This window comes from Dactylosporangium sp. CA-139114 (assembly GCF_050955725.1).
In the GTDB taxonomy this organism is placed as follows: domain Bacteria; phylum Actinomycetota; class Actinomycetes; order Mycobacteriales; family Micromonosporaceae; genus Dactylosporangium.
Genome location: NZ_CP192080.1, coordinates 3,561,409 through 3,584,423, shown reverse-complemented (window position 1 = coordinate 3,584,423; position 23,015 = coordinate 3,561,409). Strand labels below are relative to the sequence as shown.

Sequence of the window (23,015 nt, the reverse complement as noted above, 5' to 3'; positions counted from 1 at the left end):
CGCTGGGCTGTCTTCTCGCGAGGAAGTTGATCTTCAGTCCGTCGCGGGAGCATGTTTGGCGGCGGAACGTCCGGTCACGATTCCGAGAGTGTGACCCGGTTTGCGACCGAGATGAATCGAGCAGGGATCAGCACACGCCGGGCGGGTTGTGGGAACTGCCTCTGCTGTGGCTGCTGTTGACCGACTGGAGCGTCGTCTGGCCGGACGAGGAAGTGGCCTTGTACCAGCCGGTGGCCTGCGTGTAGTCGTCGTAGTTGTACGTAAAGCCGCACAACAGTCCCTCGCGAGTCAGGAACGCGTTCGCCTCGCAGTAGGTGTGATTGGCGCACGAGACGGTGGAGCTCCGGTTGGCGCCCGTCACTCCATCCATCGAGTTGTGCAGAACCGACGTGACGGAGAACGCGTACGGGATGAAGTTGCAGTCCATCAGCGCCACCGCTTCGACGGTGAACGCATATTTCCCCACGCTCGTCTTCGTGGGGCCTGCGCTCACGAACGGCTGCGAGGGCTTCAGGGTGCAGCTCTGCCCGCCGGGCGGGTCGACAGGACCGGGTTTGGCGGACGCGGGACCAGCGGCGGGGAATGCCGCCAGAACCGCAATGAGCATGATTGTAGCGGGTCGCCACAGCCTCACAATGCCTCCCGTGGTTGAGTGCTGCTGACGGGAGGTAGCCAATCGTATTTTATCGATCTACGTCAACGTGCTTTTGGTCGTTGTGCAGCATCAGCAAATACGGCCAAAACTCGTGGAAGCCGCATACCGATGGGCTCATCGGGATGCGGCAGACGGAGACTTTTCGCTGCATATGGGAGTGGGTGCCATATCCACGCTCACGTGTATGGAGCCGCCGAAGTGGACGGCGCGGCCTGGCGGGATCCGTGGTTTGCAGGTCGCGGGCGCACCGTTGACGATCTCGGGGACGCCTGCAGCAGGCTCACGCCGCAGCCGTACGGAGAACGCACTGCAGTCAGGCTGACCGCGCCGATGGCGGCACGGCCCACCCGTTTACACCCTCGCAGAGGCCGTCCAGCTTGGCCCGTGCTCGTCTATTACCCTATCTGAATGTGTCCGCGCCGAAGGATTGCATGAGCTCCTCGTGTCACGTCTCAATCCATTTACGTGAAGCGATCTCATTGGCCGATAACAAGCAGTGAACGGGGACCGCGAAGCCGTCACGATCCGAATGGGTGCTGTCCAGATCTCCAGCCTGGTGGGGATGCGCAAGACACATCCCTGCAGGCCGTGGGTGGCGCTGGGCATCGGCATCCCCATCGCCGCGGAGTGTTGCATTGGATACCGCTTCTATTTCGCTTCACGCAGAGACAACACTAGCATCGCGCACGGCAACCTCTGCGTCCGATGCCAGCCAGCCCATGGCCTTGGCAAATGCAAGGGATGCATCAATGGCACCTTCGGTGAAGCCGGAGATTTCCGTATACTGGCCAGTCAGGTCATCGTCGATGACGAAAGTTTCTTGGGCCGTCCGCCAAACAATAATTCTTGGATCGCCGGCCGCTCTGGGCAAGTATGATTCCCTGAAGGTCTGCCGCGGGTTACGACTGTAGCTAAACCATCCATAGCTCATACGCTTCTCGTTTCACAACCGGCCGCCATCTCCTGATCCTACATCGACCCAGGGGCCATCTCGAAGTGCAGCGCCGTCGTCCTGTCTCGACAAACAGGTTCGTGCCGCTATCCTCACCAATCGACCGCCCGGTGATAGGGTCGCAGATCTGGCACCATCGGAGCGCGCGCCAACCCCCAGATCCGGATAGACCGATCCTGGCATCAGGAAGGTGGCGGTTTCATGGTCCCTCCGCCGGCGCCCTCTACGGCGGCCATGACGGACGTAATGGCTCTGGCACCCATCCGGTGATCGACTGATCTGATGGTTTGATCGTTCCCTTGTGGAGCTTGTTGCCACGTTGTTCCCGCATCTGCATGGCGTGGTGGTGGACCGGGTCGTGTTGGCGGAGTCGAGCGTTCAGGTGGAGGCGCGTTGCGTCGCGTCGGCGGCATCGTGTCCGAGCTGCCGCAGGGCGTCTGTGAGGGTGCATAGCCGGTATCGGCGTCGGTTGGCCGATCTGGCGATCGCTGGGCGGCGGGTGCTGATCCGGCTGCTGGTGCGTAGGTTCTTCTGCACCGATGCCGGCTGTGACCGGAAGATCTTCGCCGAGCGGGACGTGGTGGAGCGGCTGTCGCCGATTTTTGAAAATTGGATCTGACCCACTTTTCGTGATCGGGATTGACCCGTCATGCGAGGAGGATTCGTTTGCGGAGGAGGTCGAGGTTGGCTCGGCCGTACATCTGGCGCTTGATCATCTTGATGCGGTTGACGTGGCCTTCGACCACGCCTGAGCTGTAGGTCATGGTCAGTCCGTTGACGACGGCGTCGTAGTCGCGGTGCAGGCCGGCGGTGAACGATCGGAGGTCGGGCTGGTCGCAGGCTTCGACCGCTGCGATCCAGTCGTTGAGTCGCTGCCCTTGCCGGGCGGTCAGGATCTCTGCGAATGCAGCGATGTGGGTGGCCAGGGTGTCGAGGTGCGGGCAGGCGGCACGCGCTTGTGCAAGCTGTTCGCGGTCATCTTTGGCGAGCCGGTCCGGGTGGGTGAGCAGCCAGCTGGTGAGCTGGCGGGCCTTCGGCGGTCGTCGTGGCGCCGGTGGCCGGCCGGTAGCGGCTCGCAGCGGACGCAGGTAGGTGCGCAGGGTGGTGGCGCTGCCGTGGTAGCCGCGCTCGCGCAGCTCGGCGAACAGCGTGACGGCGTTGGTGACGCCATCGGCCAGGCGTTGACGCAGGTAGCCGGCGTGTTCGTCGAGGACGCGCGGACGTCCGGGATGGGGCTTGCCGAGGAGTTCGTGGACGCTGTCCGCGCGGGCGAAGCGGCGCACGGTTCCCCGGGCCAGGCCGAGCTCACGGGCGATCGCCCGGATCGTGGCGCCGCGCGCGAGCAGTTCCTGGACCTGTTGAAAGCGCTGCCGGGTGCGAGGACCCAGCAGTCCCTGCTCGGTCCGGTCGACGGCTGTCACCACGAGGACCGGCGCAACGGTCTGTTCCGTGTCGGGAACCGCGACCACGGGTTCGGCGGGTCCGGTGGGTTCGGCGGGTCCGGCGGGCGCTGCGAGCAGGCAGCGCAGGTGCCGGGCGACGGTCTTTTCGGCGTGCTCGCCGAGGTTCTTCCACAGGTGCCATCGGTCAGCGACCTGCACCGCGTCCGGTGCGCCGGACCGGGCGCCTTCGGCATAGCTACCGGCCCGGTCCCGGCAGATCACGCGGACTGAGGGATGCGCGGCCAGCCAGCGTTGCAACGTTTCGGCTCGCCGGTCGGGGAGCACGTCGATGGGGCGTCGGGTGTCGACGTCGATCAGCACGGTCGCGTAGTGGTGACCCCGGCGCAGCGCGAAGTCGTCAACGCCGAGCACGCTCACCTCGGCACCGTCGGGATCCGGCAGCGCGCGGATCAGCCGCAGCATGCTGCTGCGGCCGACCGTGAGGCCCAGCATGACGGCCAGCCGGGCACCCGCACGTCCGGCGAGGGCAAGCGCGATCGACTCCAGCGTGCGCCGCATGAGCGGGCTGCGACGCGTCCACTTGCTGGTCAGGCCAGGGATCTGCTCCGCGAACGTCAGGGCCGGGCAGGAAGCCACATCGCAGAAGAACCGGCGGACCCGTAGCCGCAACTCCACTGCGGTACCCGCCACCGAGGCGTCGGTTAAGCGACGCTCGTAGCGGCTGTGCATCCTGCGCGACCCACGACCACACTGCGGACAGGCAGCCCGCCGGGACCGCGCTCGCACCCGCAACTGCAGCCCAGACGGCCCTCGCTCAACCTTTTCAACAACCACTGCCGCGAGGTGCGGCAAGACCACGGCAAGATCGGAAACCCGCACGGCGGCCGACCATACACAGTGGACAACACAACGATCCGGGTCAGTCTCCCATCACGAAAAGCGGGTCAGATCCAGATCCAGTCTTCAGGAATCCGCGACAGCGGCGCCAGAGACGCCAGGCACGTCGGGCAGACGGATGCACGCCGGGTCGGTCATCGCTCGCCCAATCGCAGCGGTGCATCGCGGGCTGGGGACCAGCGGCACCGTGGTCGAAGCTTGTCTTGCTCCGGCCGGTGCCGCTGGTCGGCCGGTTACTTGCCGTGCTGCGGTCCGGTCAAGGCGGCGACCCGCCACAGCGCGGACCCGCCGTAGTCGTGCAGTGTCCCGAGCCTCGGGCCTGGCTCGGGCCAGCAGGACGATGGAACACCAGCGAGCGCCCGCGTCAGCCGCGTTGGCGACCTCGACGGACAACTCCGCGATCCGGTCGGCATAGGTAGCCGCGCTATCACTGACGATTTGCCCGGCCTCGTCCCACAGCATCGCGAAGACCCGCGAGGCGACCGCAGTCAGGTAGAGACCACGGACCTCCGCGTCGGCGACCAGGTGTCGCGCTACCTGCCCGTCAAGCAGGGGGGAGCCGACCTTCGCGAGGATGCCAGCCGCGCTGACCCGCAGGACCGGCGAGCCCGTACGAGCCCACTTCGTCAGCGCCGCGACGCTCGGCGTGTCCCTCGACACTAGGGCCGCGATCGTCTTATCCACCGCGTGCGACGTTTGCGTCGATGCCAGTAGGCCGTACCGCTGTGCCCGCACGCTCATCGCGATGTCGGAAGCCACGTCAGGAACGCCCGCCGCTACGAGCGCCGAAACGGCGCCGACCAGCAGTTGTCGACGGTCCATATCGTCACCAAGCACTCTCTCGTACGCCCGGATCACATCCGGTGTCACGCTCCGCGTGCCGCACTCGACGTTACCGAGGTGGCTCTTGGAGTAGGGCGTACGCGCAGCCATGCCGGACAGGGTGATGCCAGCCGCCTCGCGGGCCTGCCTCAGTGTTGCGCCGAGATCATCCACCGTCCAGGTGCCTTCCGCTTGAAGCCAGATGAAGACAGCTACACCGTTCCATGTCACCTGTCGTGAGGATGACACTACGGAGGCCAATCGACCAACCGCCCATCAGCGACGGAGGCGACATGCGCGTTCGGCTATGGACTGGCGACGGCTTCGGCACGGGTGCACGTGCGGCGTCCGGTGGCGCGCAGGGCAGAGCAAGTGCCTGGGCGAGCGCACGCCGTTCACGGGATCGCAGGTTCCTCAGCCACCAGGCCGCCCGCGGACCACGGGGGTGAAGCTCGACCCCATCGACGGAGAACAGTCCCCCTTGCGAGTGACGGCAAGCGCATCATCGCGCTCGAGCAGCCATCACTGATGACCGCCCACAGGCTGCGGTTGACGCCCGCAAGTCCGCCGTGACAAAGCTAAAGCGATTTCGCGACGTGCTGGAGGCGAAGTACTTCACTCCCCTCAGCGAGCCGTCAGTACTAGTCCTCCGAATCCCGGACCTGGGCGGCGCCCAACCGGCCGAAGTGACGCCGTCCAAATAGGAGGACCCCGCCAGCCCCCCCCTCTCAAGGCGGGGGGTCTTCGACAAATCGTCCATTCGGGCTACTGCAACCCGCAATGAGACATGCCACGAATGCGTTTCAAATAGTGCGCGATAATTTAATTGACACATGTAAATCTAAGGCTAATGTTCGTAGCAGCTCCGATGCATACTGCTCGGGCGAGTCATGGAGGTTCACATGTTCAGACGGAAGCTCTGCGCACTGATCATCGGATCAGTGCTCGGCGCCGGGCTCGTGGGCGTGCCGGCTGCCGCGGACCCGCACGACAACAAAACCCGCCAAAGCGGGGTCGAGACGCCGACGGGGCCGCAGGGAACGCCGATCGCGTCCGTCACGGTGAAGGCCGACTCGATCAAGGGCAACAAGAGGGCGGAAGATCTGACCTGCCTCGCCTACTGGAGTCCTTCGCCGCAGTACTCCGCCAGCAACAACACGATCCACTACGGCATCTGGATCAGCTGCAACTACGTCGCCGCAGTCAGCCTGAAGGTCCAAATCTTCGTGAAGGAGGCGGCCGGCGGGTACATGGCCGCGGACAGCCCCATCACTTCAAACCAGGTCTCACAGTTCCCCTCAGTCGGCGGCCATACGGCATGCTTCCCCGGCAGCTCGGGCCAGTGGATGGCGAAGTTCTGGGGCACGGCAGCCGTGTCGGGCAACTTCCTTCCCTACCCCTCGCTCAGCCCGGCGCCCACCTTCCCCTGCACGTAGTCCATACTTACCCATGCCTCAGAACATATACTGGCGCACGAGTAGGGGCGAGCCACCAACGAACGGTTACGCCCTAGTTCTGGGAATCCAGGACGACGCTCTTCACGTCATTCTGGACACCCCGACTCCCGATGGCCCGGCCGATTCCTGGCCCGACGTGACGGTGACGACCGATCAAGGCGAGACGCTTCAGTGGCGTAGTACCACTGGAGTCGGAACCGGAGGCATCGGCGGCCGGTATATCCACGTCGCCGTATTCGAGCCGCCTCCGCCAGAGTGCGAGGTCTTGACCGTAGCGGTCGCGATCGGCGATGTGCCGATACTCACTGTCCGCGCACTTCCGTTACGTACCTCTAGTGAGCCGTAAAGCGAGACCGTGAACGCGGAATGGCCTCCGGCGGCCCGTTTGCCAGAGGCCATTCTGTTTACAGCGAAGCCGCCAACGGCCTGGGACCTGGGCGGGGCTTGAGGGTAGTGGCATCGGTCCGCCGGGATCGCCGTGAACCCGCTCTGGTGAGAGGAGTCGAAGGTGACACCCGAGGATCTGATCGCTGAATACGCCCGAATCTCCAAGCGATTTCAGCAACGGATCGCAAGCCCTGATGAAGCCGGAACGTGGTTTAGCCTGGCAACGAACGCCTCCTGGCTTGGCGGCTACAGTGAGACCTGCGTCGGCGTGCTCTTTACTCGTCCGACACTGACCACCTACGACTCGTGGTGGTACGCGGCCTCATGGAAAACCGCGGGTATGAGCAAGGAAATGCAGCAGATCAACCGGGTTGCTGCAGGCTGGATGGACCGACTGGACGACGTGGATTTATTCATCCCCGGCGATTCCTTCCAGCATGGTCGCTGGCGGATGGGCTTTGACGATAGCCAGCTCACCCCGGGCTTGCGCGCTTTGCTTGCAGCCGACCAGGAGACCCTGACGTGTCAGGTTAAGGCGCGTGTCGAGTGGGCACTAAATGGGCGAGACGACGCGATTGCGTACTCCTACTTTGTCGACCTTGAAGATGCCGCGGCTTTGAGTAGGGCGGCGTTTCTTTCCGATCCACCGTGGAAGCGTCCCGCAGTCGACTTATTCGCCCTGATGAAATGGAAGATCTCGCCCAACCCTGACGCCCACGGCGCCGTCACTCCGCACGTACGGCTGCTCGGGCGTGACGACGCACGTGCTGCAATCCTTGACCGAGAAAGGGCGTATGGCGCATCTAGCAAGACTGGCTACGCATGGAAAAGCCGCAAGGTCGATTTCGACCATGCCTTCGGGAAACGTGCGCCGCAGCTCCCGGCCGTCGGGCTCGACCTCACGCACGCGTTGGGGGCGGTGCCACGCCCCCAACTGCCCTGAACGTTGCCGGCTCCGCTCTGAAGGGTGGGACAAGTAGCGCCGAAGATCAGTGACAACTGTCGCTGACAGAAGTGGGCGAGCCCCCTGTTCAGAGGAACCCGCTGGTGACAGGTGCAACTGAACGTCATAGAAGGACGAACGAGCAAGCGAGCAGGGGTAGATCGAACCGATTCCGATCGACCCCGGGACGCGGCCTGCGCTGCAGCGCCTTACGCTCACAACGCGGGCGGTGCACGAAGGTCGCCGCAGGTAGTTCCCGATTATTGCCACATGGCCCTAACATGGGGGCATGGAGTTCGGTCGTTCCGATCAGGTCGGTTTCGTGGCCGCCGCTGGCCTGCTGCGCGGAAAGATCCTCAGCGGCGAGTACCTGCCGGGTACCCAGCTGCCGTCAGAGAAGGATCTATGCCACATCGTCGGCTGCGGCCTCGACACCCTCCGCGACGCCCTCGCCGTACTGAGCCGGGAGTTGCTCATCGCCAAGCGTCGCGGCTACCGCGCCGTGGTGTGCGTACCGCCCGATCGGGTGGCCATCGCGCTGGCGCCAGGCGATCACGTCACGGCATGGATGCCCACCCTGCCCGAGGCTGCGGCGCTGCGCTGCCGCCCCGAAATGCCCGTGATCACGGTGGCCGGGGCGGGCGGCACCACGGAGCGATACCCGGCCGACCAGGTCGAACTGATCGCGCCCCTGCCGTCGCTACACCCCTGACCGGCACCACACTCCGGTGGAACTCCGCGACGCGGTTGGTGTCGCCTCCGCGCCGGCCCTGCGCGAAGCCCTTCGCAGACGGCGCCCCTTGGCGGGGAGGGGATCCGCCTGGCATCCTGATTATCGAGACCGGCATCTTCCCCCGTGGATGCCGGTCTCTTGTCTTCGCTGCCCGGCGGCGCGGTCGGATGCATCGCGAAGCTAGGCCGGTCAGGTGCGGGTGTTGTAGCCGACGGCCCAGACCTGCCGGTCACGTGCGATCCGGGTCCGGCGGGGTCCCGGGCGCGCTCCCGGACGAATGGCGTCGACGATGTCGGCCTCGGGGCGGGCCAGGTACGCGATGACGGCGAGGAGCCCGTCGACTCGGTCGGCGAGGTTCGCCACGGTCGCGTCTCCGGCAGCGCCGCGGACGTCCGGCCCGTCCAGGGTCGGCCGTTGCCCGTCGGTGGTGGCGAGGGCGGTGGCGCGGAAGTCGGCGAGGGCCTCCGTCAGTGAAGGCCGGTCCAGATAGACCGGGATCGGCAGCATCGCCTCGAGCCCGTCGCCGGCGTCGAGGAGCAGCCGCAGCTCCGGCCGGCCGGTCTTGGCGTCATGCTCCAGGTGCGCCCACAAGCCCTGGCCCGGAAACTCGGGATGCCCGCCAGGCACATAGACACACCACGACGGCAAGCCCGTGACGTCGTCCAGCGTCAGCGCGTCAGGCACTGTGGACAGCAGCCGGTGCAGCAGTCCGGGCTCGACCAGGTAGACCGCCCGGGAGTACCGCCACGCGTACAACGCCGCCACCTGCGCGACCGGCGCCCGCGCCGCCACCCCGAACCCGACGGAACTCCGTCCCGCGAGCGCGACCGCCGTGCTCGCAGCCATCGGCAGCAGACACCACTGCGGCCACACCACCGGCGGCTGCTGCCGCCACGCATCCAGCTGCCGCCACGCGTCCGGGAACCGCCGTAGAACCTCGCGTTCCAGCGCATCGGCGTGCCGGAACGCGTCCCGCGCCACCGCCTTGTCCGCCGGCGCGATCACCTGACTGGCTTCGTCGGTGAGTTAGGGGCCCGTTTGTCGGTGATTTCGGGTCCCACCGTTTCGTGGCCGATTCTTGTGTGCGTGGGTTCGGGGCCCACCGACGGACGTTGATCTGCGCCTTGTCGGTGCGGTCGGACGGTGTGGCATTCCGGCTGTTCCACTTTGCTAGGTTCGGGTGCTTGCGTGATGCGCTGGAGGAGGTGTGGGTGAGGACCTTGTACGTAGTCACGCATCCGGAGGCAACGCACCACGTCGATGGGCTGGTCGGCGGATGGTTTGACTCTGACCTCACCGGCCAGGGCCTTGCTCATGCGGGGCAGATCGCAGATGCGTTGGCTGGTCGACTTCCGAGTCACGGTGTGGTCGAGGTGTTCTCGTCCGACCTGCTGCGGGCCCGGCGTACGGCCGAGGTTGTCGCAGACCGGCTCGCGGTACGGGTGGTGTTCGACGCCGCTCTGCGCGAGAAGTCGTTCGGCGAGGCAGGCGGACGGCCGAAGGCGTGGCTGGAGGAACGGTTCGTACCACCGCCGGCCTCCGGCGAACGGCTGCGTCATGACGAGGGCGTGCCCGGCGCTGAGACGAGGTGGGAACTGGCCGTGCGAGCCTACGCGGCGCTGGACCGCATTCTGCAGTCGAAGGCGGAGCATCAGGTCGTAGTGACCCACGGGGGCACGGCCACGTTCCTGCTCGCGGCGTGGATCGGCATGCCGATCGGCGCGGCGGGCCTGGTGGGCTTCCAGTTCTCATCCGGGGGAATCACCTTGCTGCGTGAGGACGACCGCGTCCACAGTCGCAGGGTCGTCCAGCTGAACGACGTTGGCCACCTGACCTGACGCTGGGTCGGCGGGCCGGTGCAGGCGAGCGCGGCACGCGGTGAACTGCGTTTTGTTCGCCAGTTCGGGTCCCACCTTGATCGGGCGGATTCGATGTTCACCAGTTCCGGGCCTACTCGTGGCGATGGGAGCATCGGCGGGTCTGGACGGGAGCCCGCCGATGTCACCGATGTCGAAGGTCGACCTGTTCGCGGCGATCCGATTGGACTCCCGAGCTGGCCTATCCGTGCGTGGTCTGGCCCACCCCACCAGCCACGACATCTCAGCACTGCCACCGCCCGACGCCGCCGCCGTCATCACCCGCCCGGATGCTGAACCGCCCTTCGAACCCGCGCCTAGCAACCCTCACCACCGCAGAACGTGGTTCCCAAGATCACCGACATTGATCGAGGAAACCCCACCCAACCCGGGCCCGAAAGTCGCGAACATCTGGGCCCCGTTCACACGAACGAAGCCACCTGACCATCCTCGCGGGCGGCACCATGCGAAGTGGTGCGTCACGTTCCCGCTCGCAGGCGTCTGCCCCGCCCGGCGATGACGGTACTGCCGGTGCTGGAGTGTGCGTCACGGCCGGCGCTCCAGGTCAAGGCCAAGTGCAGCCGCGCGCAGCCGGGCCGGGCGCTAGAGCACCAGACGGATGAGCCGGTGTTGCGCGGCCGGGAGCTCAGCGCCGGTCTTGATCGCACACGCCGTCACCTCGGTCAGCCCGGCGTCCGGCGCCAGCCCCCGATACCAGGTGCTGACGTGACGGTGCAGGGCCAACCCGACCGACAGCCGCTCACGCGTCGGGGCAGCGACCCGCCCCCAGCCCGGCCATACGGCACGGATCGCCTCAGCGACTTGGTCGGCGAGCGCCTCGTCGACATCGGCCCGCACGTGCTCGACCACCGCCGTGGCCGCTAGGTGGGCAGCCAGCTGCCAGACCCCCGCGCACCCCGGGCCACGCCCTGACGTGCCACCTATGCCGTCTTGGCCCGGCGTGCGGCCCATGCATCGTCCGTCACCAGATGCGCCGCCCACGGATCTTCCACTGCTGGCCGCGGCGACACCGGCCGAAGATTGCGCTGGTCGGTGCCGTGCGTGCGCCGCACCGTCGGCCAGCTGTCCGGTAGGCCGAAGTCCGGCACCGCGCCGGGCTGCGGGCCGGGCTGCGGGCCGGCGATCGCCGCGAGGGACGGCGGCGGCATCGGAACCCACATCGGCGCCTGCGCACCGCCCCGCCGCCGGGTCACGCTGACCTGGATCTCATGCAGGCGTAACCGGCCGCGCCCCGCGCCGAGTCCATGGAACCGGTGCCCGATCGCCTCCACCACCAGGTCCGGCCCCGGCCACACCCTCGCCCCGGCCGTTGGCCCGACCACGACCAGCACACAGCCCGCCTTCCGAGCCCGCGCCTGCAGCCGGCTCGCCATCGCATCCGGCACCGCCGCCGTCGGGTACACCACCAGCAGATCCACACCCGCGATCAGCGCCGCAGCGACCCGCGCCCAGTCGTTGCCAGGATTGGGGATCAACGCCACCCGCCCCAGATCCACCGCAAACTCGATCGCCGCCGTCGCCGCGAAGGTCGTTCGCTGCCCCACAATCGCGGCCCACGCGCCAGCGCCATGCGCCGCGCCGAGCACGCTCAGCAGCAGCGATCCAGACCCGGCCGCCGCCACCACACTGCCACGGCGCAACCCGCCACCCAGCACCGGCTCCAGCTCGACCGGAACCGGCAGCGCGTGCCGAGGATCGACCGTGCCCCCGCGGGGCACCTCCGCACCGCGCTCGAGCACCGCCAGCGACTCCGCAGTCGACGACCGGGTCGCGGCCGCACGCCGCACATCGGCAAGCACCGCCGCCACATCGTCCGGACGGTCGATCCGGCCACCCCCCCGACCAGACCTGCCGCAGCCGCGCCCGGCCTCCGCCAGGCACGGACGCGCCCCGATCGGCCCCCTCGGCCAGCGCTGACGTAGACACACTCCCCCTCACCACACGCACGAGCACAGCAGCACGAGATGAAGGGGGAAGACATCACCGCAGCCGCCTTTTCGTACGAATGTACCAACAGCGGCGGGACGGCGGCGAGAAGGTTATCCACAACCCCGTGCGGCGGGGCTGTGGATAACCATGTGGGCATTGACGGTACTCAGTGTGAGCTTGTCGCCGAGCAGCGTCCAGTCCTGCCAGGACACTGGACTGCGGACCTGAGCCCAGGGTCGGCCACCGGAAATGATCCGCTCGCGGGTGACTTCAACATCACGGAGCCGCCTGCCGGCGGCCTGCAGGTGCGGACACCTCGAGGTCGCGAGCACGCGACATCGCTGATGCATACCGGCGGGTGTCACCACATGTCCTTCCTCCGTGACTACCACCCAAGCAAGCTCGGGCAAGAGCTCACCGCAGACCTGGCACAACCAGCCGGTCTGGCAGTCCCGCAGGCGGTCCCCATGCAAATGCCGGAACCATGCCCGGCCCGCAGCGACCACGGTGATCCACGGCACCGGCAGACCACCGAGCAGAGGCCGCGGCCAACCCGCCGGATTCGGATCGGCCGCGTCACGCCGTCGAGCCGCGCGCCACAACGGCATCTCCATGCCCATCGCGACACACTGCGCCGTCGCGCACACCACCCACCCGTTCGCCTCGTCGAACAACAACGGCCGGGCGCACTCCAGACAGGGCAGACCGTCCAGCGCGCGCGGCGCCGTCACCGGACCGTCCGCACAGACATACCGTCACAACTAACGCGACCCTCCAGCAGACGTCAACCGAGTCACCGCATGGTCTGAAACTCGCTCTGATGCGAATGTCGCCGAAACCGGGCGGAGTCCGACCTCGCCGGTGGCCGGTTCACATTGCACAACCACCGAGCGGGTCTGGCACGGCGGCTCCACGTCGGCACAGCGGTCCGCAGTTCAGACGGCCGTGCGCCCAGTCTTCGCCCTGCTGTCTGAATGCCGCCGGTGTAGTTCGGTGACCTTGACCATCCTGGCCTTGACCAGGCAAAAGAACCGGCAACAGTGGTGTCAGTTCTCACTGAACTTGATCCGTTCTCACTGAAACTGGACCTGCCTCGATCCTTCTCAGTGAATCTGATCTGAGCGCCGTCCGCGCCGTCCGCTCGTCCCCAGCCCTGTTCTCAGGCGTCTGCGCGGGGTTTGCCCGATTGCTGGATGCCTGTCCGGGATCTTTGGCGGGATCCTCGGGTGAGTGGTATCGGTGGGGAGGGTGGCGTGGCGGCTGAGCAGGGACATCTGCGACGGCGGGCTATGGCGGTGGTCGGCGGGGGTCTGCTGGTGGCGGCCGGCGTGACGGCGGCGCTGGCGAACTTCGTGCCGTGGTACACGGCGGCCGGGCTCGGTGCGCTGTCCGGTGCGGCCGGCCTGTACGGCGGCGTCATGCTGCAGCGCCGAGCCGAGGCTGCGGCGCGTGAGGCGGCGTGGCGGGCCGCAGCGACGCCGGGCCCGGACAGCGTCGGCGACCCGTCGGACGGCGAGGGCGTCGTTGGATTGCTGTGGCCGGCCCGGGCGTTGGTGCCGTACAGCGTGTCGCATAAACCGGTCCTGTCGCGGGTGACGCGGTGGGTCGAGGGCCGCGGCGACGTGGTGGAGGCGGTGCTGTACGTCGACGGCGCGGCCGGTTCGGGCAAGACCCGGCTGCTGGTGGAGGCAGCCGAGGACGGTGCCGCGGTGTGGGGTTGGGCGCGGCCCGGGTGTGGCGTGGCGGCGGTCAAGGCGGCCGCCGGCCTCAGTGGCGCGACGGTGCTGGTGCTGGATGACGCCGAGACGCGGTCGGACGTCGCCGCGACCGTGACGGCGTGGGCGCGGGCCGCCGCGCCTGGGGTGCGGGTGGTCGTAGCCGGGCGGGTCGACGAGGTGTGGTGGTCGCGGTTGCGGGCGGAGCTGCCAGCCGAGGTCGTGGCGGTGTTGCCGTTCCGGGCGCAGGTGACCATGCCGCCCTTGGTGGCGGCGGGCGGCCGGTCGCAGCGGCAGATGTTCGCACGGGCGTTGCGGTACTTCACGGCGGACGGCGCGGCCGTGCCGGAGGCGGTGTGGACGCCGGTACACCCGCCACCGTCGGTGGCGTTGCTGCACGCCGGGGCGGCCTGGGCCGCGCATACGGCGGCGACCGGCCCGGTGCACGCCGGCGCGGTGGTGGCGGAGGTGTTCGCGGTCGAGCGGGTGCGATGGCAAGCCGCGGCGGCGCGGGCCGGACTGGACCGGCTGCCGCAGGTGGTGTTCGAGCAGGCGGTGGTGCTGGCGGCACTGGTCGGCGCCGCCGACCCCGGGGCGGCGCGGGCGTTGCTGTTGCGGCTGCCGGCCATCACCGCGGTGGAAGATGCGGACCGCCTGGCGGACTGGCTGCGCGGACAGTACTGGCAGCACGAGCCGGACTGGCTGGCACCGCATCTGCCGGCGATTCTGCTGGAGCGCTATGCGGCCGCTGTGGTGGCCGGGACACCGGCGCTGGCGGCGGCAGTCGCGGGAGCGGCGGCGAACGACCCGATCCGCGCCGAGCGGCTGCTACTAACGCTGACGCGAGCTGCACAGCACGACGATCGAGCGCAGGTGGCGATCACTGCGGTACTGCGCCACGACCCGTACCCGCTCATCGCCGCGGCAATTGCCGTCGCGAGCCGGATGAGCGGCCCTCTGGACCCGCTGCTCGCCGACCACCTCGCGGACTCCGACCGCCGACCACTGACCGCGGCGCAGCTGCTCGAGCTGTTCGAGCGGATACCGCAGCACGCCCGGCGGCAGCTGCTCGCAACGACCACCGTCGCCCTCCTGCGGCTGTACCTGACAGATCCGGACGTCGACCCCAACGCCGTCAAGACCATGGCCAGCCGCAGCAAACTCGCCAGCGTGCTGTATGACCAGGGCCGCTACGCCGAAGCTGAGACCGAACACCGGACAGTGCTAGAAGCCCGTACCCGGGTGCTCGGGCCCGAACACCGCGACACCCTGGTTAGCCGCGCCAACCTTGCCGCTGTGCTGTACGACCAGGCTCGCTACGCCGAAGCCGAAACCGAATTCCGAACCGTATTGAAAACGTGGATCCTTGTGGAGGGCGCGGAGCACCGTGACACCCTGGCCAGCCGGAACAACCTTGCCGCTCTGCTGTACGACCAGGGTCGCTACGCCGTTGCCGAGGCCGAATACCGGACCGTACTCGAAACCTTCACCCGCGTGCTCGGCGCAGAACACCTCGATACTCTGGCGGCCCGCGGCAACCTCGCCCTCGTGCTGCACGGCCAAGCCCGCTATGCCGAAGCCGAGACCGAACACCGGACCGTAGTCGAAGCCTTCACCCGGATACTCAGCGCGGAACACCCCGACACTCTGACCAACCGCGGCAACCTCGCCAATGTGCTCCGCGACCAGGGCCGCTACGCCGAAGCCGAAGCCGAATACCGAACCGTACTCGACGGCCTCACCCGGACGCTCGGCGCGGAACACCCGGACACCCTGGCGAGCCGGAACGACATCGCCAACTTGCTGCACGACCGAGGCAATCCCGATGCCGAGGCCGAATACCGGACCATACTCGAAGCGCGTACCCGGGTGCTCGGGGTGGAGCACCCCAGCACCCTGGCAAGCCGCGGCAACCTTGCTAACGTGCTGTATGACCAGGGCCGCTACGCCGAAGCCGAAGTTGAATACCGGACCGTAGTCGAAGCCCGCACCCGAGTGCTCGGCGCCGAGCATCCCGACACCCTGACCTGCCGGGACAATCTCACAACGGTGCTGCGCGACCAGGGCCGCTACGCCGAAGCCGAAGCCGAACACCGGACCGTACTCGAAGCCCTAATCCGGGTACTTGGGGCCGAGCACCCCAGCACCCTGGCAAGCCGCGGCAACCTTGCTAACGTGCTGTATGACCAGGGCTGCTACGCCGAAGCCGAAGCCGAATACCGAACCGTACTCGACGGCCTCACCCGGACGCTCGGCGCCGACCATCCAGACGCCCTCACCGCCCGAAACAACCTCGCGACAGTGTTGCGCGTTCAGGGTCGGGCGGGCGAATTCGGCGTGACGTTGCCGCACCCGCGCAGCGCAGACACTGAAAAAGATCAAAATCGTTGAAACGGAAGTGCGCTGGAGCGCCTCACTCAAACTGATCCGCCGCTGCTCCTGGACACGTACTGGATCAAATTCGCTGCGAACCAACACTAAGTGTCGGTTCTCAGTGAAGCTGATCCATTTCCATTCATTGTGATCTCAGGACTTGATCCAGTCACTGGAGTTGATCCGCGCGTCCTGTGCGGGAGCACCCATAGATCCGGGGTGCTCCGGGCTGAGGAAAACGACCACCTCGTCCGCGGAGTCGGGAACCGGCTGGGCCGCACGCCAGCCCTGGCGTGTGTAGAAGCCGATCGCCTGCGGGGAGGTCGTCCAGGTCAACAGCCAGGCCCGGCAGTCGGGCGCGGTGGCGAGGGTGGCGTCGAGGAGCCGACCGCCGACGCCGCGGCCCTGGGCGGCCGGGCTGACCGCGACCTCGTCGATCTCGAGCGCACCGACGAGCAGCTCGTCGACGCGGTCGGGGCCGAGCCGGTCGCGTACCGTGCCGTAGGCGCGGTTGGTCGGGAACGGCGGCTGGGTGGGCCAGGCGGTGGTGAAGCCGATCCAGCAGCCGTCGAGGTGGGCGACGACGGCACGGAAGCCTGGTCTGTGGGTGTCGTCGGTGAGGCGGGTGCGGAACTCCTCGACTCGGGTTTCGTCCTCGTGCCAGGGCGGCTCGGTGAAGACGTTGCGGTACAGGTCGACGAACCGTTGCGCAGCACGGCGGGTCGCCGGGCCGTCGTACGTGCTCAGGGCGAGCGAGGTCATGGAATCCTTTCGGTCGGGTCGGCGGCCGTCCTCGCCGGGGGTGGTTCAGGGCAGCGTCTGGCGGACGCGGCGGGCCGGGTTGAACGTGTAGAGCTCAAGGATGTCGGGCGGGTCGGCGAGCCCGGGGCCGCCGGCGCGGATCCAGGTGTCGATGGCGTCGGCGGCGTCAGCCTGGTTGACGAGTCCGAGCCAGACGGGCCGGCCACCGGCCTGGCGCCCGGCGGCGGAGGGCTGCACGACGATGACGTTGGCGTAGTCGCAGGCGTCGAGGCAGTCGCTGGTGCGGACCCGGGCGGTGCCGTCGAGTCCTTTGCGTAGCCGCGCGAGTTGGGTGGCATGGTCGAGCCCGGGGACCTTCGGAGTGCCGCCGCAGCAGCCTCGGCAGACGGTGACCGTGCACCCGCCGTCGCCGGGCGAACTGCCGCGGCCAGCCGTCCCGGGATTTCCGCGGCGGCTCATGCGGCGGCGCTGCGTGTGGCGCGCCGCCAAGCGGCGTCGGTGAGCAGGCGCAGGCCGTTGAGGCCGACGATCACGGTGGAGCCCTCGTGCCCGGCGACGCCGAGCGGCAGGGGTAGGTGACCCAGCAGGTCCCAGGCGACGAGGACGGTGATGAACACGGCGGCGATGACGAGGTTCGTGGCCACCACGCGCCGGCCGCGGCGGGATAGCGCGATCAGCGGTGGCAGGGTCGCGAGGTCATCGCGGACGAGGACCGCGTCGGCGCTGGTGAGGGCCAGGTCGGAGCCGTGCCGGCCCATCGCGACACCGAGATCGGCGGTGGCCAGGGCCGGGGCGTCGTTGACGCCGTCCCCGACGAGCATCACCCGCCCGCCCTGCTGCTGCAGCGCACGGACCCGCTCGACTTTGTCCTCGGGCAGCAGCCCGGCATGGACGTCCGTGATACCGGTGCTGGCGGCCAGACTGCGTGCGGCGCCGGCGTTGTCGCCGGTGAGCAGCACCGGCGGGGTGCCGGTCACCGTGGCCAGGGCCGCGACGGTGGCGGCGGCCTCGGGACGGATGTGATCGGCGAGGACGACCACGCCAGCCGGGCGGCCGTCGATGACCACGGCGACCGCGGTGCGGCCGGCGTCATGCGCGTCGGCCACGACCCGGCGCACCTGAGCAAGGGTCAGGTCGTCGGCCTGGGCTGGGCCGGTGGCATCGAACAGGGCGGGCTTGCCGGCCTGGACATGGCTGCCGTCGACGCTTGCCTCGACCGCGTGACCCGGCGCGGACCGGAAGCGGTCCGCGGACGGGAGCTGCAGGCCACGGTCCCGCGCGGCGGCGACGATGGCCGCGCCGAGGGGATGCTCGCTGTGCATTTCCACGGCGGCCACGAGACGCAGCAGGCCCTCCTCGTCCAGCCCGGTGCTCGGGGCGGGATGGACGTCGGCAACGCGGATCGCGCCGGTGGTCAGGGTGCCGGTCTTGTCGAACGCGACGACCGTGGTGTCGGCGAGCTGTTCCATGACGACGGCCGACTTGACGAGCACGCCATGCCGGCCCGCGAGGGCGATCGCGGACAGCAGCGGCGGCATGGTCGCGAGGACCACCGCGCACGGCGAGGCGACGATCATGAACGTCATCGCCCGCAGCAGGTTGGACTGCAGGTCGGCACCGAACAGCAGCGGAATGGTGAACAGGGCGAGGGTGGCCACGACGACGCCGATGGAGTACCGCTGCTCGACGCGCTCGATGACCAGTTGGGTGCGGGACTTCGTCGCCGACGCCTGCTCGACCATGGCCACGATCCGGGCGATGACCGTGTCGCCCGCCGCACGGTGGACCCGGGCGGTCAACGCACCGGTGCCGTTGAGGGTGCCGGCGAACACCTCGTCACCGGCCGTCTTCACCACCGGCAGCGACTCCCCGGTGATGCTCGCCTGATCCACCTCGCTGTCCCCGGCCACGACGACCGCGTCAGCACCGATGCGCTCACCGGGGCGGACCCGGATCAGGTCACCGACGACCAGGACCGCGGCGGGAACCAGGGTTTCGGTCCCGTCAGCGTCGAGGCGGGTCGCCTGGTCCGGGGCGAGGTCAAGCAGCGCTCGGACGGAGTCGGCGGTGCGGGCGGTGGCGAACGCCTCGAGCGCGCCCGACGTGGCGAAGATGACGATGAGCATCGCCCCGTCGAAGACCTGACCGATCGACGCCGCCCCGATCGCGGCGACGATCATCAGTAGGTCGACGTCCAGCGTCCGTTCCCGCAGTGCCCGAAGGCCGGCCAGGGCCGGTTCCCACCCGCCGGTGACGTAGCAGGCCAGGTACAGGCTCCACCACACCGGCGCCGAGGCTCCGGCCAGTTGCGCCAGCCCGCCCGCGGCGAATAGCACGGTGGCGATCGTCGCCCAGCGGATCTCCGGGAGGGCCCACATGCGCCCGGCGAGGCGTCGTGACGGGGCGGCGGGCACGGCCGGCGGTGTGGCGGCCGGTCGGGTCGAGGTCAAGGTCACGAGAAGCAACAATACCTGCGTAGACATGCAGATAGCCAGGCAGCTGAGCAGACAGATTACGGGCGATGCCGCTACGCTGGTCGGGTGCACACCGAGCTGCCCGATTTCCGGATGCCGAACGACGAGCAGGTTCACTTGGCCGCCGAGGGGTTCCGGCTGCTTGCCGACCCGACCCGCATCAAGATCCTGTGGGCGCTACTGCAGGGCGAGTCGTCGGTGGCGTGCCTGGCCGAGCTCGTCGGCGCGGCCCCGACCGCGGTGAGCCAGCACCTCGCCAAGTTGCGGCTCGCCGGGCTGGTCAAGGGGCGCCGGGAGGGCACGTTCGTGCACTACTCCGCCGCCGACGCCCACGTGCGGGCTCTACTCGCCGAGGCGCTGTTCCATGCCGACCACGCCGACCAGGATCTCGCCGACCACACGGGCCCCGAACACGTTCCGCATCAGCACGCGGTCGCGCCGCGGGTATCCGCCCAACCCAACTTCACCAGTAACAATGCCGTACGGTAATTAATTTGTTACGGCAGGTACGCTACTGATCGTGACAGATAAAGATCAAGTTGAACGTGGCCACCACGCCGCACTCCTCGCGTTCCTGCCCAGGGCCCGCCGGGTCGAGGCGCACTCGCTCGCCCAGGACCGGGACGCGCTACTCGCGGTGGCGCACGTGACGATGCAGGTTGGCTTCGATCGAGTTCGGAACACGCAGGTTCTGATCCAGGAGCTGCCGCCGGAAGAGGTGGTCGAGTCGGCCGCTGCCCGGCTGCGGCCGCTGATCCTCGACGAGGACCCGACCCACTGGGGCAAGTTTTTCAAGGCGGTCGGCTACTTCCTGCACGCCGCGCAGGTGCCGCCACCGGTGCTGGATCAGCTCAAGGGCCTGAAGGCGGAGTGGGCGGCGATCAAGCCCCGCAGCGAGGTGCTGCGCGCGTACGAGGTGCACCTGTCGACGGAGGGTTCGGCCGAGCCGGAGCGAGTGACCGACAACGTGCTGGGGTTCGCGTGGCTCTACGGCGACGTCGTGCACAGCGACGCGGACCGGCTCGCCCGGACCCGGTCGTTCGGAGTGAGAGAGCGGTTCCGGGCCGCGGCGCCCCTGGTGGCCCACATCATGGTGCTGACCATCGCCACCCTCAACTTCGCGCGCATCCTGCACGCCCAGGGTTGGCTGCCCGTCACCGACGAGGTCTTCGACACGCCTGTGGTCGTCTCCGACACCACCTTCCGCCATGAAGGCCAGATCTATCTGGGCGAACCGCGTACCGGCGACGACCCAGTGGTCGTGCCGCCCCCCGGGCAGGACCTGGGCGAGGAGTGGGTGCCGTTCCACCAGATGTTCGGCCCGGATGCGGACGCCGCCAACCGCGCCGACGGTGGCGTCGCGCCGCCCGCCTCCACCGACACGGCCTGAGCGCACCGTCGGGGCGTGCCGGAAAGCCGGGTGCGCGGCAGTCCCTGACGGTCGTACCCTCGGTGTCCGTGGATGACAACGAACAGCGGGAGTTCCGCCAGCTCCTGGGCCTGTTTGCCGATACCGACGCGTTGGTGCAGCGGATTCGCGGCGTCGAGGTCGAGCGGATCGAGCCGCAGCCCGGCAGCCCGCTCGCCGGCGACGATCGCCGGGCCGGGATGTTCGGCGCGAGCGGGGCGGCGTGGAACCACCTCGTGGTCGCCGTCGACCACCTCAGCACCCTGCTGGCCGCGACCGTCGGCCGCGGCAACGCCGGCGATGTGGCCCTGCATCTGCACCTGTACGACCAGTTCACGCTGCTCCGCGCGATGATCGAGAACGCGTCGGCGGTGCTCTGGCTGCTCGGACCCGCGTCCCGCGCCGATCGGGTGCTGCGCCGGCTGCAGTTCGCGGCGGCCGACATCCGCAACAACGAGGCCGTCAAAATGATCCTGCAGCAGCCCGGCCGCAAGACGAAGGACCAGCGCCTCGAGGAGGTCCGTGTGATCGCCTCGGCTTGCGGGCTCGACCCGAAGTCCGCGCTGCGCGGCCCGGGCTACGAGGACATCGTGCGCGCCGCCGGGGAGGCGACCGAGATCGGCGGCGACCTGGCCGTAGTGCTGTGGCGTGCCTGCAGCGGCCTGGCGCACGGCGACTTCTGGGCGTCGATCACGCTGCCGGGCGCGGCCCGGCTCGCCTCGACCCGGACCGGGATGGCGAACCTGGAGCTCAGCCCGAACGTCAGAGGGATGTGCACCGCGTTGCTGGCAGCGAAGATCCTCATCGTCGAGGCGTTGCGCCTGTATGAGCGGCGATGCACCCCCGCGCTGCTGGCGGCTGCCTGAGCTGCGGCCGCGCTCCGGTGATCGTCCCCGCTGCGATCGCAACGATGGTGATCGCTTAATCTTCCCGGCACCGACTGGGGAGGTTCCGTTTGCAGGCGCAGGTTGCTTCGCACGGCCGGTCGACCGGGTTCGACCGCGGATTTGAGCTGAGCGTGTTCGACGCCGGCGGAGCCGCCCGGCGGGTGGACCTGGCGCACGCCAGCGGCCTCGTGATCGAGCAGCTGGCCCCCGTCCGTGCGATGCCTACATACCGTGGCCAGCGCAGCAATCAGGGGCTGTGGTGGCTGGCCACCACTGCGCGGCACGTCGGCTACGAGTCGTGGCTGGAGCGCGATCACCTGACGCTGCTGGACTTCGACCCCGCGGTGGTCGGCGTCGCGGCGCAGCCGTTCTGGCTGATGTGGCAGCACGACGGCCGGCCACAGTCGCACGCGCCGGACTTCTTCGCCCGGCTCGCTGACGGCGGCGGCGTGGTCGTCGACGTGCGGCCGGCCGGCCGGGTCCGGCCCCGCGACGCCCTGGCGTTCGAGGCGACCCGGCAGGCGTGTGACCTGACCGGATGGCAGTACCGGCTGGTCCATGAACCGGACCCGGTGCGGATGGCGAACGTGCGCTGGCTGGCCGGATTCCGGCACCCTCGGTGCCGACGCACGGACCTGGCCGCGGCCGTGACCGAGGTGTTCCGGGAACCGCTCGGACTGCTCGCCGGTGCGGGTCGGGTCGGTGACCCGCTCGTCTGTCTGCCGAACGTGTACCACCTGCTGTGGACGGGTGTCCTCGCCACCGACCTGGCCGTGCCGCTGTCCGAGCGTTCCCCCGTGCAGGCGGCCAGCGGATGACCGCGAGCGGGCGGACAGTGCTGCAGGTCGGCGACCACGTGCTCTTCGACGGTGCACCGCTGAGGGTCGTCGGACTCGCCGGGACGAGCGTGCGGCTGGCCGACGAGACTGGCGCCGCCCAGGTGGTGCTGCTGGGGTACCTGCTCGCCTCGCCCGGCTTCGCGCTGCTGGGCGCTCCTACGGCGGCGCCGCGGCTCGAGCCGCTCGGGCTGATCGACGGGCTGCCGGAGGCGGTGACCGCGCGGGCCCGCGCGTGGGAGCGGCACGTCGTCGAGGTGCAGACCGGCGTGCCGCCGGGCGCTCCGGCCGGCGCGCTGCCACGGCTCGGGTACGACCCGGCCAGCTGCAGCGTGGCCGAGCGGGACGCGGCCAAGGCCGCCGAACTTACCGCGGCCGGGCAGCCGACCAGCGCGGTCACCGTGAAGCGGATGCGGCTGCGCTACCGCGACGGCGGCCTATGGGGTCTCATCGATCACCGCGCCACCCGGGAGTCCTCGCCGTACGGCCGGGTCGACCCTCGGGT

At 68.7% G+C, this 23,015-nt stretch carries 21 protein-coding genes; 10 read left to right on the top strand and 11 right to left on the bottom strand.

What is annotated here, in order from left to right; translation table 11 throughout:
• Positions 1-127: 127 nt before the first annotated feature.
• Together ACQP2P_RS16260 and ACQP2P_RS16255 are read right to left on the bottom strand one after the other, a co-directional pair.
• A complete protein-coding gene (locus ACQP2P_RS16260; RefSeq protein ID WP_433616921.1) occupies positions 128-607 on the bottom strand; it encodes a hypothetical protein in 480 nt (159 codons plus the stop codon).
• Between the two features lie 706 nt (positions 608-1,313).
• The gene (locus tag ACQP2P_RS16255; protein WP_433616919.1) at positions 1,314-1,586 is read right to left on the bottom strand and encodes a hypothetical protein; all 273 of its coding nucleotides are present in this window, start codon (positions 1,584-1,586) and stop codon (positions 1,314-1,316) included.
• Positions 1,587-1,908: 322 nt separating this feature from the next.
• On the opposite strand from ACQP2P_RS16255, the gene ACQP2P_RS16250 reads away from it, so the two are divergent.
• Positions 1,909-2,226: a transposase family protein gene (locus ACQP2P_RS16250; protein ID WP_433616917.1), complete on the top strand. Its 318-nt coding sequence runs from the start codon at positions 1,909-1,911 to the stop codon at positions 2,224-2,226.
• Between the two features lie 28 nt (positions 2,227-2,254).
• On the opposite strand, the gene ACQP2P_RS16245 is transcribed toward ACQP2P_RS16250, so the two are convergent.
• The gene (locus ACQP2P_RS16245) at positions 2,255-3,796 is read right to left on the bottom strand and encodes an ISL3 family transposase (RefSeq protein ID WP_433619150.1); all 1,542 of its coding nucleotides are present in this window, start codon (positions 3,794-3,796) and stop codon (positions 2,255-2,257) included.
• A gap of 177 nt (positions 3,797-3,973) precedes the next feature.
• Positions 3,974-4,960, bottom strand: a complete 987-nt coding sequence (locus tag ACQP2P_RS16240; protein ID WP_433616915.1) for a helix-turn-helix domain-containing protein — start codon at positions 4,958-4,960, stop codon at positions 3,974-3,976.
• Between the two features lie 671 nt (positions 4,961-5,631).
• On the opposite strand from ACQP2P_RS16240, the gene ACQP2P_RS16235 reads away from it, so the two are divergent.
• The 3 genes from ACQP2P_RS16235 to ACQP2P_RS16225 all read left to right on the top strand — a co-directional run bounded on the left by ACQP2P_RS16235 (position 5,632) and on the right by ACQP2P_RS16225 (position 8,228).
• Positions 5,632-6,165: a hypothetical protein gene (locus ACQP2P_RS16235; RefSeq protein WP_433616914.1), complete on the top strand. Its 534-nt coding sequence runs from the start codon at positions 5,632-5,634 to the stop codon at positions 6,163-6,165.
• Positions 6,166-6,694: 529 nt separating this feature from the next.
• Positions 6,695-7,516 (top strand): hypothetical protein, encoded by an 822-nt coding sequence (locus tag ACQP2P_RS16230; RefSeq protein ID WP_433616912.1) that lies wholly within the window; start codon positions 6,695-6,697, stop codon positions 7,514-7,516.
• Positions 7,517-7,805: 289 nt separating this feature from the next.
• Positions 7,806-8,228 carry a GntR family transcriptional regulator gene (locus ACQP2P_RS16225; RefSeq protein WP_433616911.1) on the top strand — a complete coding sequence of 141 codons (423 nt, stop codon included), beginning with the start codon at positions 7,806-7,808 and terminating at the stop codon, positions 8,226-8,228.
• Between the two features lie 210 nt (positions 8,229-8,438).
• On the opposite strand, the gene ACQP2P_RS16220 is transcribed toward ACQP2P_RS16225, so the two are convergent.
• Entirely contained in the window at positions 8,439-9,254 is an 816-nt protein-coding gene (locus tag ACQP2P_RS16220) for a hypothetical protein (protein WP_433616909.1), read from the bottom strand.
• A 179-nt stretch (positions 9,255-9,433) separates the two neighbouring features.
• On the opposite strand from ACQP2P_RS16220, the gene ACQP2P_RS16215 reads away from it, so the two are divergent.
• Complete coding sequence (locus ACQP2P_RS16215; protein ID WP_433616907.1) at positions 9,434-10,087, top strand: histidine phosphatase family protein; 654 nt, start codon at positions 9,434-9,436, stop codon at positions 10,085-10,087.
• A 621-nt stretch (positions 10,088-10,708) separates the two neighbouring features.
• Here ACQP2P_RS16215 and ACQP2P_RS16210 read toward each other — a convergent pair.
• The 3 genes from ACQP2P_RS16210 to ACQP2P_RS16200 form a co-directional block, all read right to left on the bottom strand.
• Positions 10,709-10,975, bottom strand: a complete 267-nt coding sequence (locus ACQP2P_RS16210; protein ID WP_433616905.1) for a hypothetical protein — start codon at positions 10,973-10,975, stop codon at positions 10,709-10,711.
• Positions 10,976-11,046: 71 nt separating this feature from the next.
• Positions 11,047-11,925, bottom strand: a complete 879-nt coding sequence (locus ACQP2P_RS16205; protein WP_433616904.1) for a hypothetical protein — start codon at positions 11,923-11,925, stop codon at positions 11,047-11,049.
• Between the two features lie 240 nt (positions 11,926-12,165).
• Complete coding sequence (locus ACQP2P_RS16200; RefSeq protein WP_433616902.1) at positions 12,166-12,786, bottom strand: hypothetical protein; 621 nt, start codon at positions 12,784-12,786, stop codon at positions 12,166-12,168.
• 522 nt (positions 12,787-13,308) lie between these two features.
• Between ACQP2P_RS16200 and ACQP2P_RS16195 the strand changes: the two genes are divergently transcribed.
• Positions 13,309-16,161, top strand: a complete 2,853-nt coding sequence (locus ACQP2P_RS16195; protein ID WP_433616901.1) for a tetratricopeptide repeat protein — start codon at positions 13,309-13,311, stop codon at positions 16,159-16,161.
• A gap of 135 nt (positions 16,162-16,296) precedes the next feature.
• On the opposite strand, the gene ACQP2P_RS16190 is transcribed toward ACQP2P_RS16195, so the two are convergent.
• The 3 genes from ACQP2P_RS16190 to ACQP2P_RS16180 are packed head-to-tail and all read right to left on the bottom strand — an operon-like array spanning position 16,297 to position 19,283.
• The gene (locus tag ACQP2P_RS16190; RefSeq protein ID WP_433616899.1) at positions 16,297-16,905 is read right to left on the bottom strand and encodes a GNAT family N-acetyltransferase; all 609 of its coding nucleotides are present in this window, start codon (positions 16,903-16,905) and stop codon (positions 16,297-16,299) included.
• Between the two features lie 45 nt (positions 16,906-16,950).
• Positions 16,951-17,364 carry a (2Fe-2S) ferredoxin domain-containing protein gene (locus ACQP2P_RS16185; protein WP_433616898.1) on the bottom strand — a complete coding sequence of 138 codons (414 nt, stop codon included), beginning with the start codon at positions 17,362-17,364 and terminating at the stop codon, positions 16,951-16,953.
• A complete protein-coding gene (locus tag ACQP2P_RS16180; protein ID WP_433619148.1) occupies positions 17,361-19,283 on the bottom strand; it encodes a heavy metal translocating P-type ATPase in 1,923 nt (640 codons plus the stop codon). Before ACQP2P_RS16180 ends, ACQP2P_RS16185 begins: the two co-directional genes overlap by 4 nt.
• Before the next feature lie 162 nt (positions 19,284-19,445).
• On the opposite strand from ACQP2P_RS16180, the gene ACQP2P_RS16175 reads away from it, so the two are divergent.
• From ACQP2P_RS16175 to ACQP2P_RS16160, 4 genes are all read left to right on the top strand, one after another.
• Positions 19,446-19,868: an ArsR/SmtB family transcription factor gene (locus ACQP2P_RS16175; protein ID WP_433616897.1), complete on the top strand. Its 423-nt coding sequence runs from the start codon at positions 19,446-19,448 to the stop codon at positions 19,866-19,868.
• A 148-nt stretch (positions 19,869-20,016) separates the two neighbouring features.
• Positions 20,017-20,769: a hypothetical protein gene (locus ACQP2P_RS16170; RefSeq protein ID WP_433616896.1), complete on the top strand. Its 753-nt coding sequence runs from the start codon at positions 20,017-20,019 to the stop codon at positions 20,767-20,769.
• A gap of 68 nt (positions 20,770-20,837) precedes the next feature.
• On the top strand, positions 20,838-21,653 hold the full coding sequence (locus ACQP2P_RS16165) for a hypothetical protein (protein WP_433616895.1): 816 nt from the start codon (positions 20,838-20,840) through the stop codon (positions 21,651-21,653).
• Positions 21,654-21,742: 89 nt separating this feature from the next.
• Positions 21,743-22,492, top strand: coding sequence for a TnsA-like heteromeric transposase endonuclease subunit (locus ACQP2P_RS16160; protein WP_433616894.1), 750 nt, complete (start codon positions 21,743-21,745; stop codon positions 22,490-22,492).
• Positions 22,493-23,015: the final 523 nt, after the last annotated feature.

Excerpts from the sequence above, each read along its gene's own strand:
- ACQP2P_RS16255 (WP_433616919.1), bottom strand. The coding sequence starts at position 1,586 with ATGAGCTATGGATGGTTTAGCTACAGTCGTAACCCGCGGCAGACCTTC.
- ACQP2P_RS16235 (WP_433616914.1), top strand. The coding sequence starts at position 5,632 with ATGTTCAGACGGAAGCTCTGCGCACTGATCATCGGATCAGTGCTCGGC.
- ACQP2P_RS16190 (WP_433616899.1), bottom strand. The coding sequence starts at position 16,905 with ATGACCTCGCTCGCCCTGAGCACGTACGACGGCCCGGCGACCCGCCGT.
- ACQP2P_RS16260 (WP_433616921.1), bottom strand. The coding sequence starts at position 607 with ATGCTCATTGCGGTTCTGGCGGCATTCCCCGCCGCTGGTCCCGCGTCC.
- ACQP2P_RS16180 (WP_433619148.1), bottom strand. The coding sequence starts at position 19,283 with ATGTGGGCCCTCCCGGAGATCCGCTGGGCGACGATCGCCACCGTGCTA.
- ACQP2P_RS16185 (WP_433616898.1), bottom strand. The coding sequence starts at position 17,364 with ATGAGCCGCCGCGGAAATCCCGGGACGGCTGGCCGCGGCAGTTCGCCC.
- ACQP2P_RS16225 (WP_433616911.1), top strand. The coding sequence starts at position 7,806 with ATGGAGTTCGGTCGTTCCGATCAGGTCGGTTTCGTGGCCGCCGCTGGC.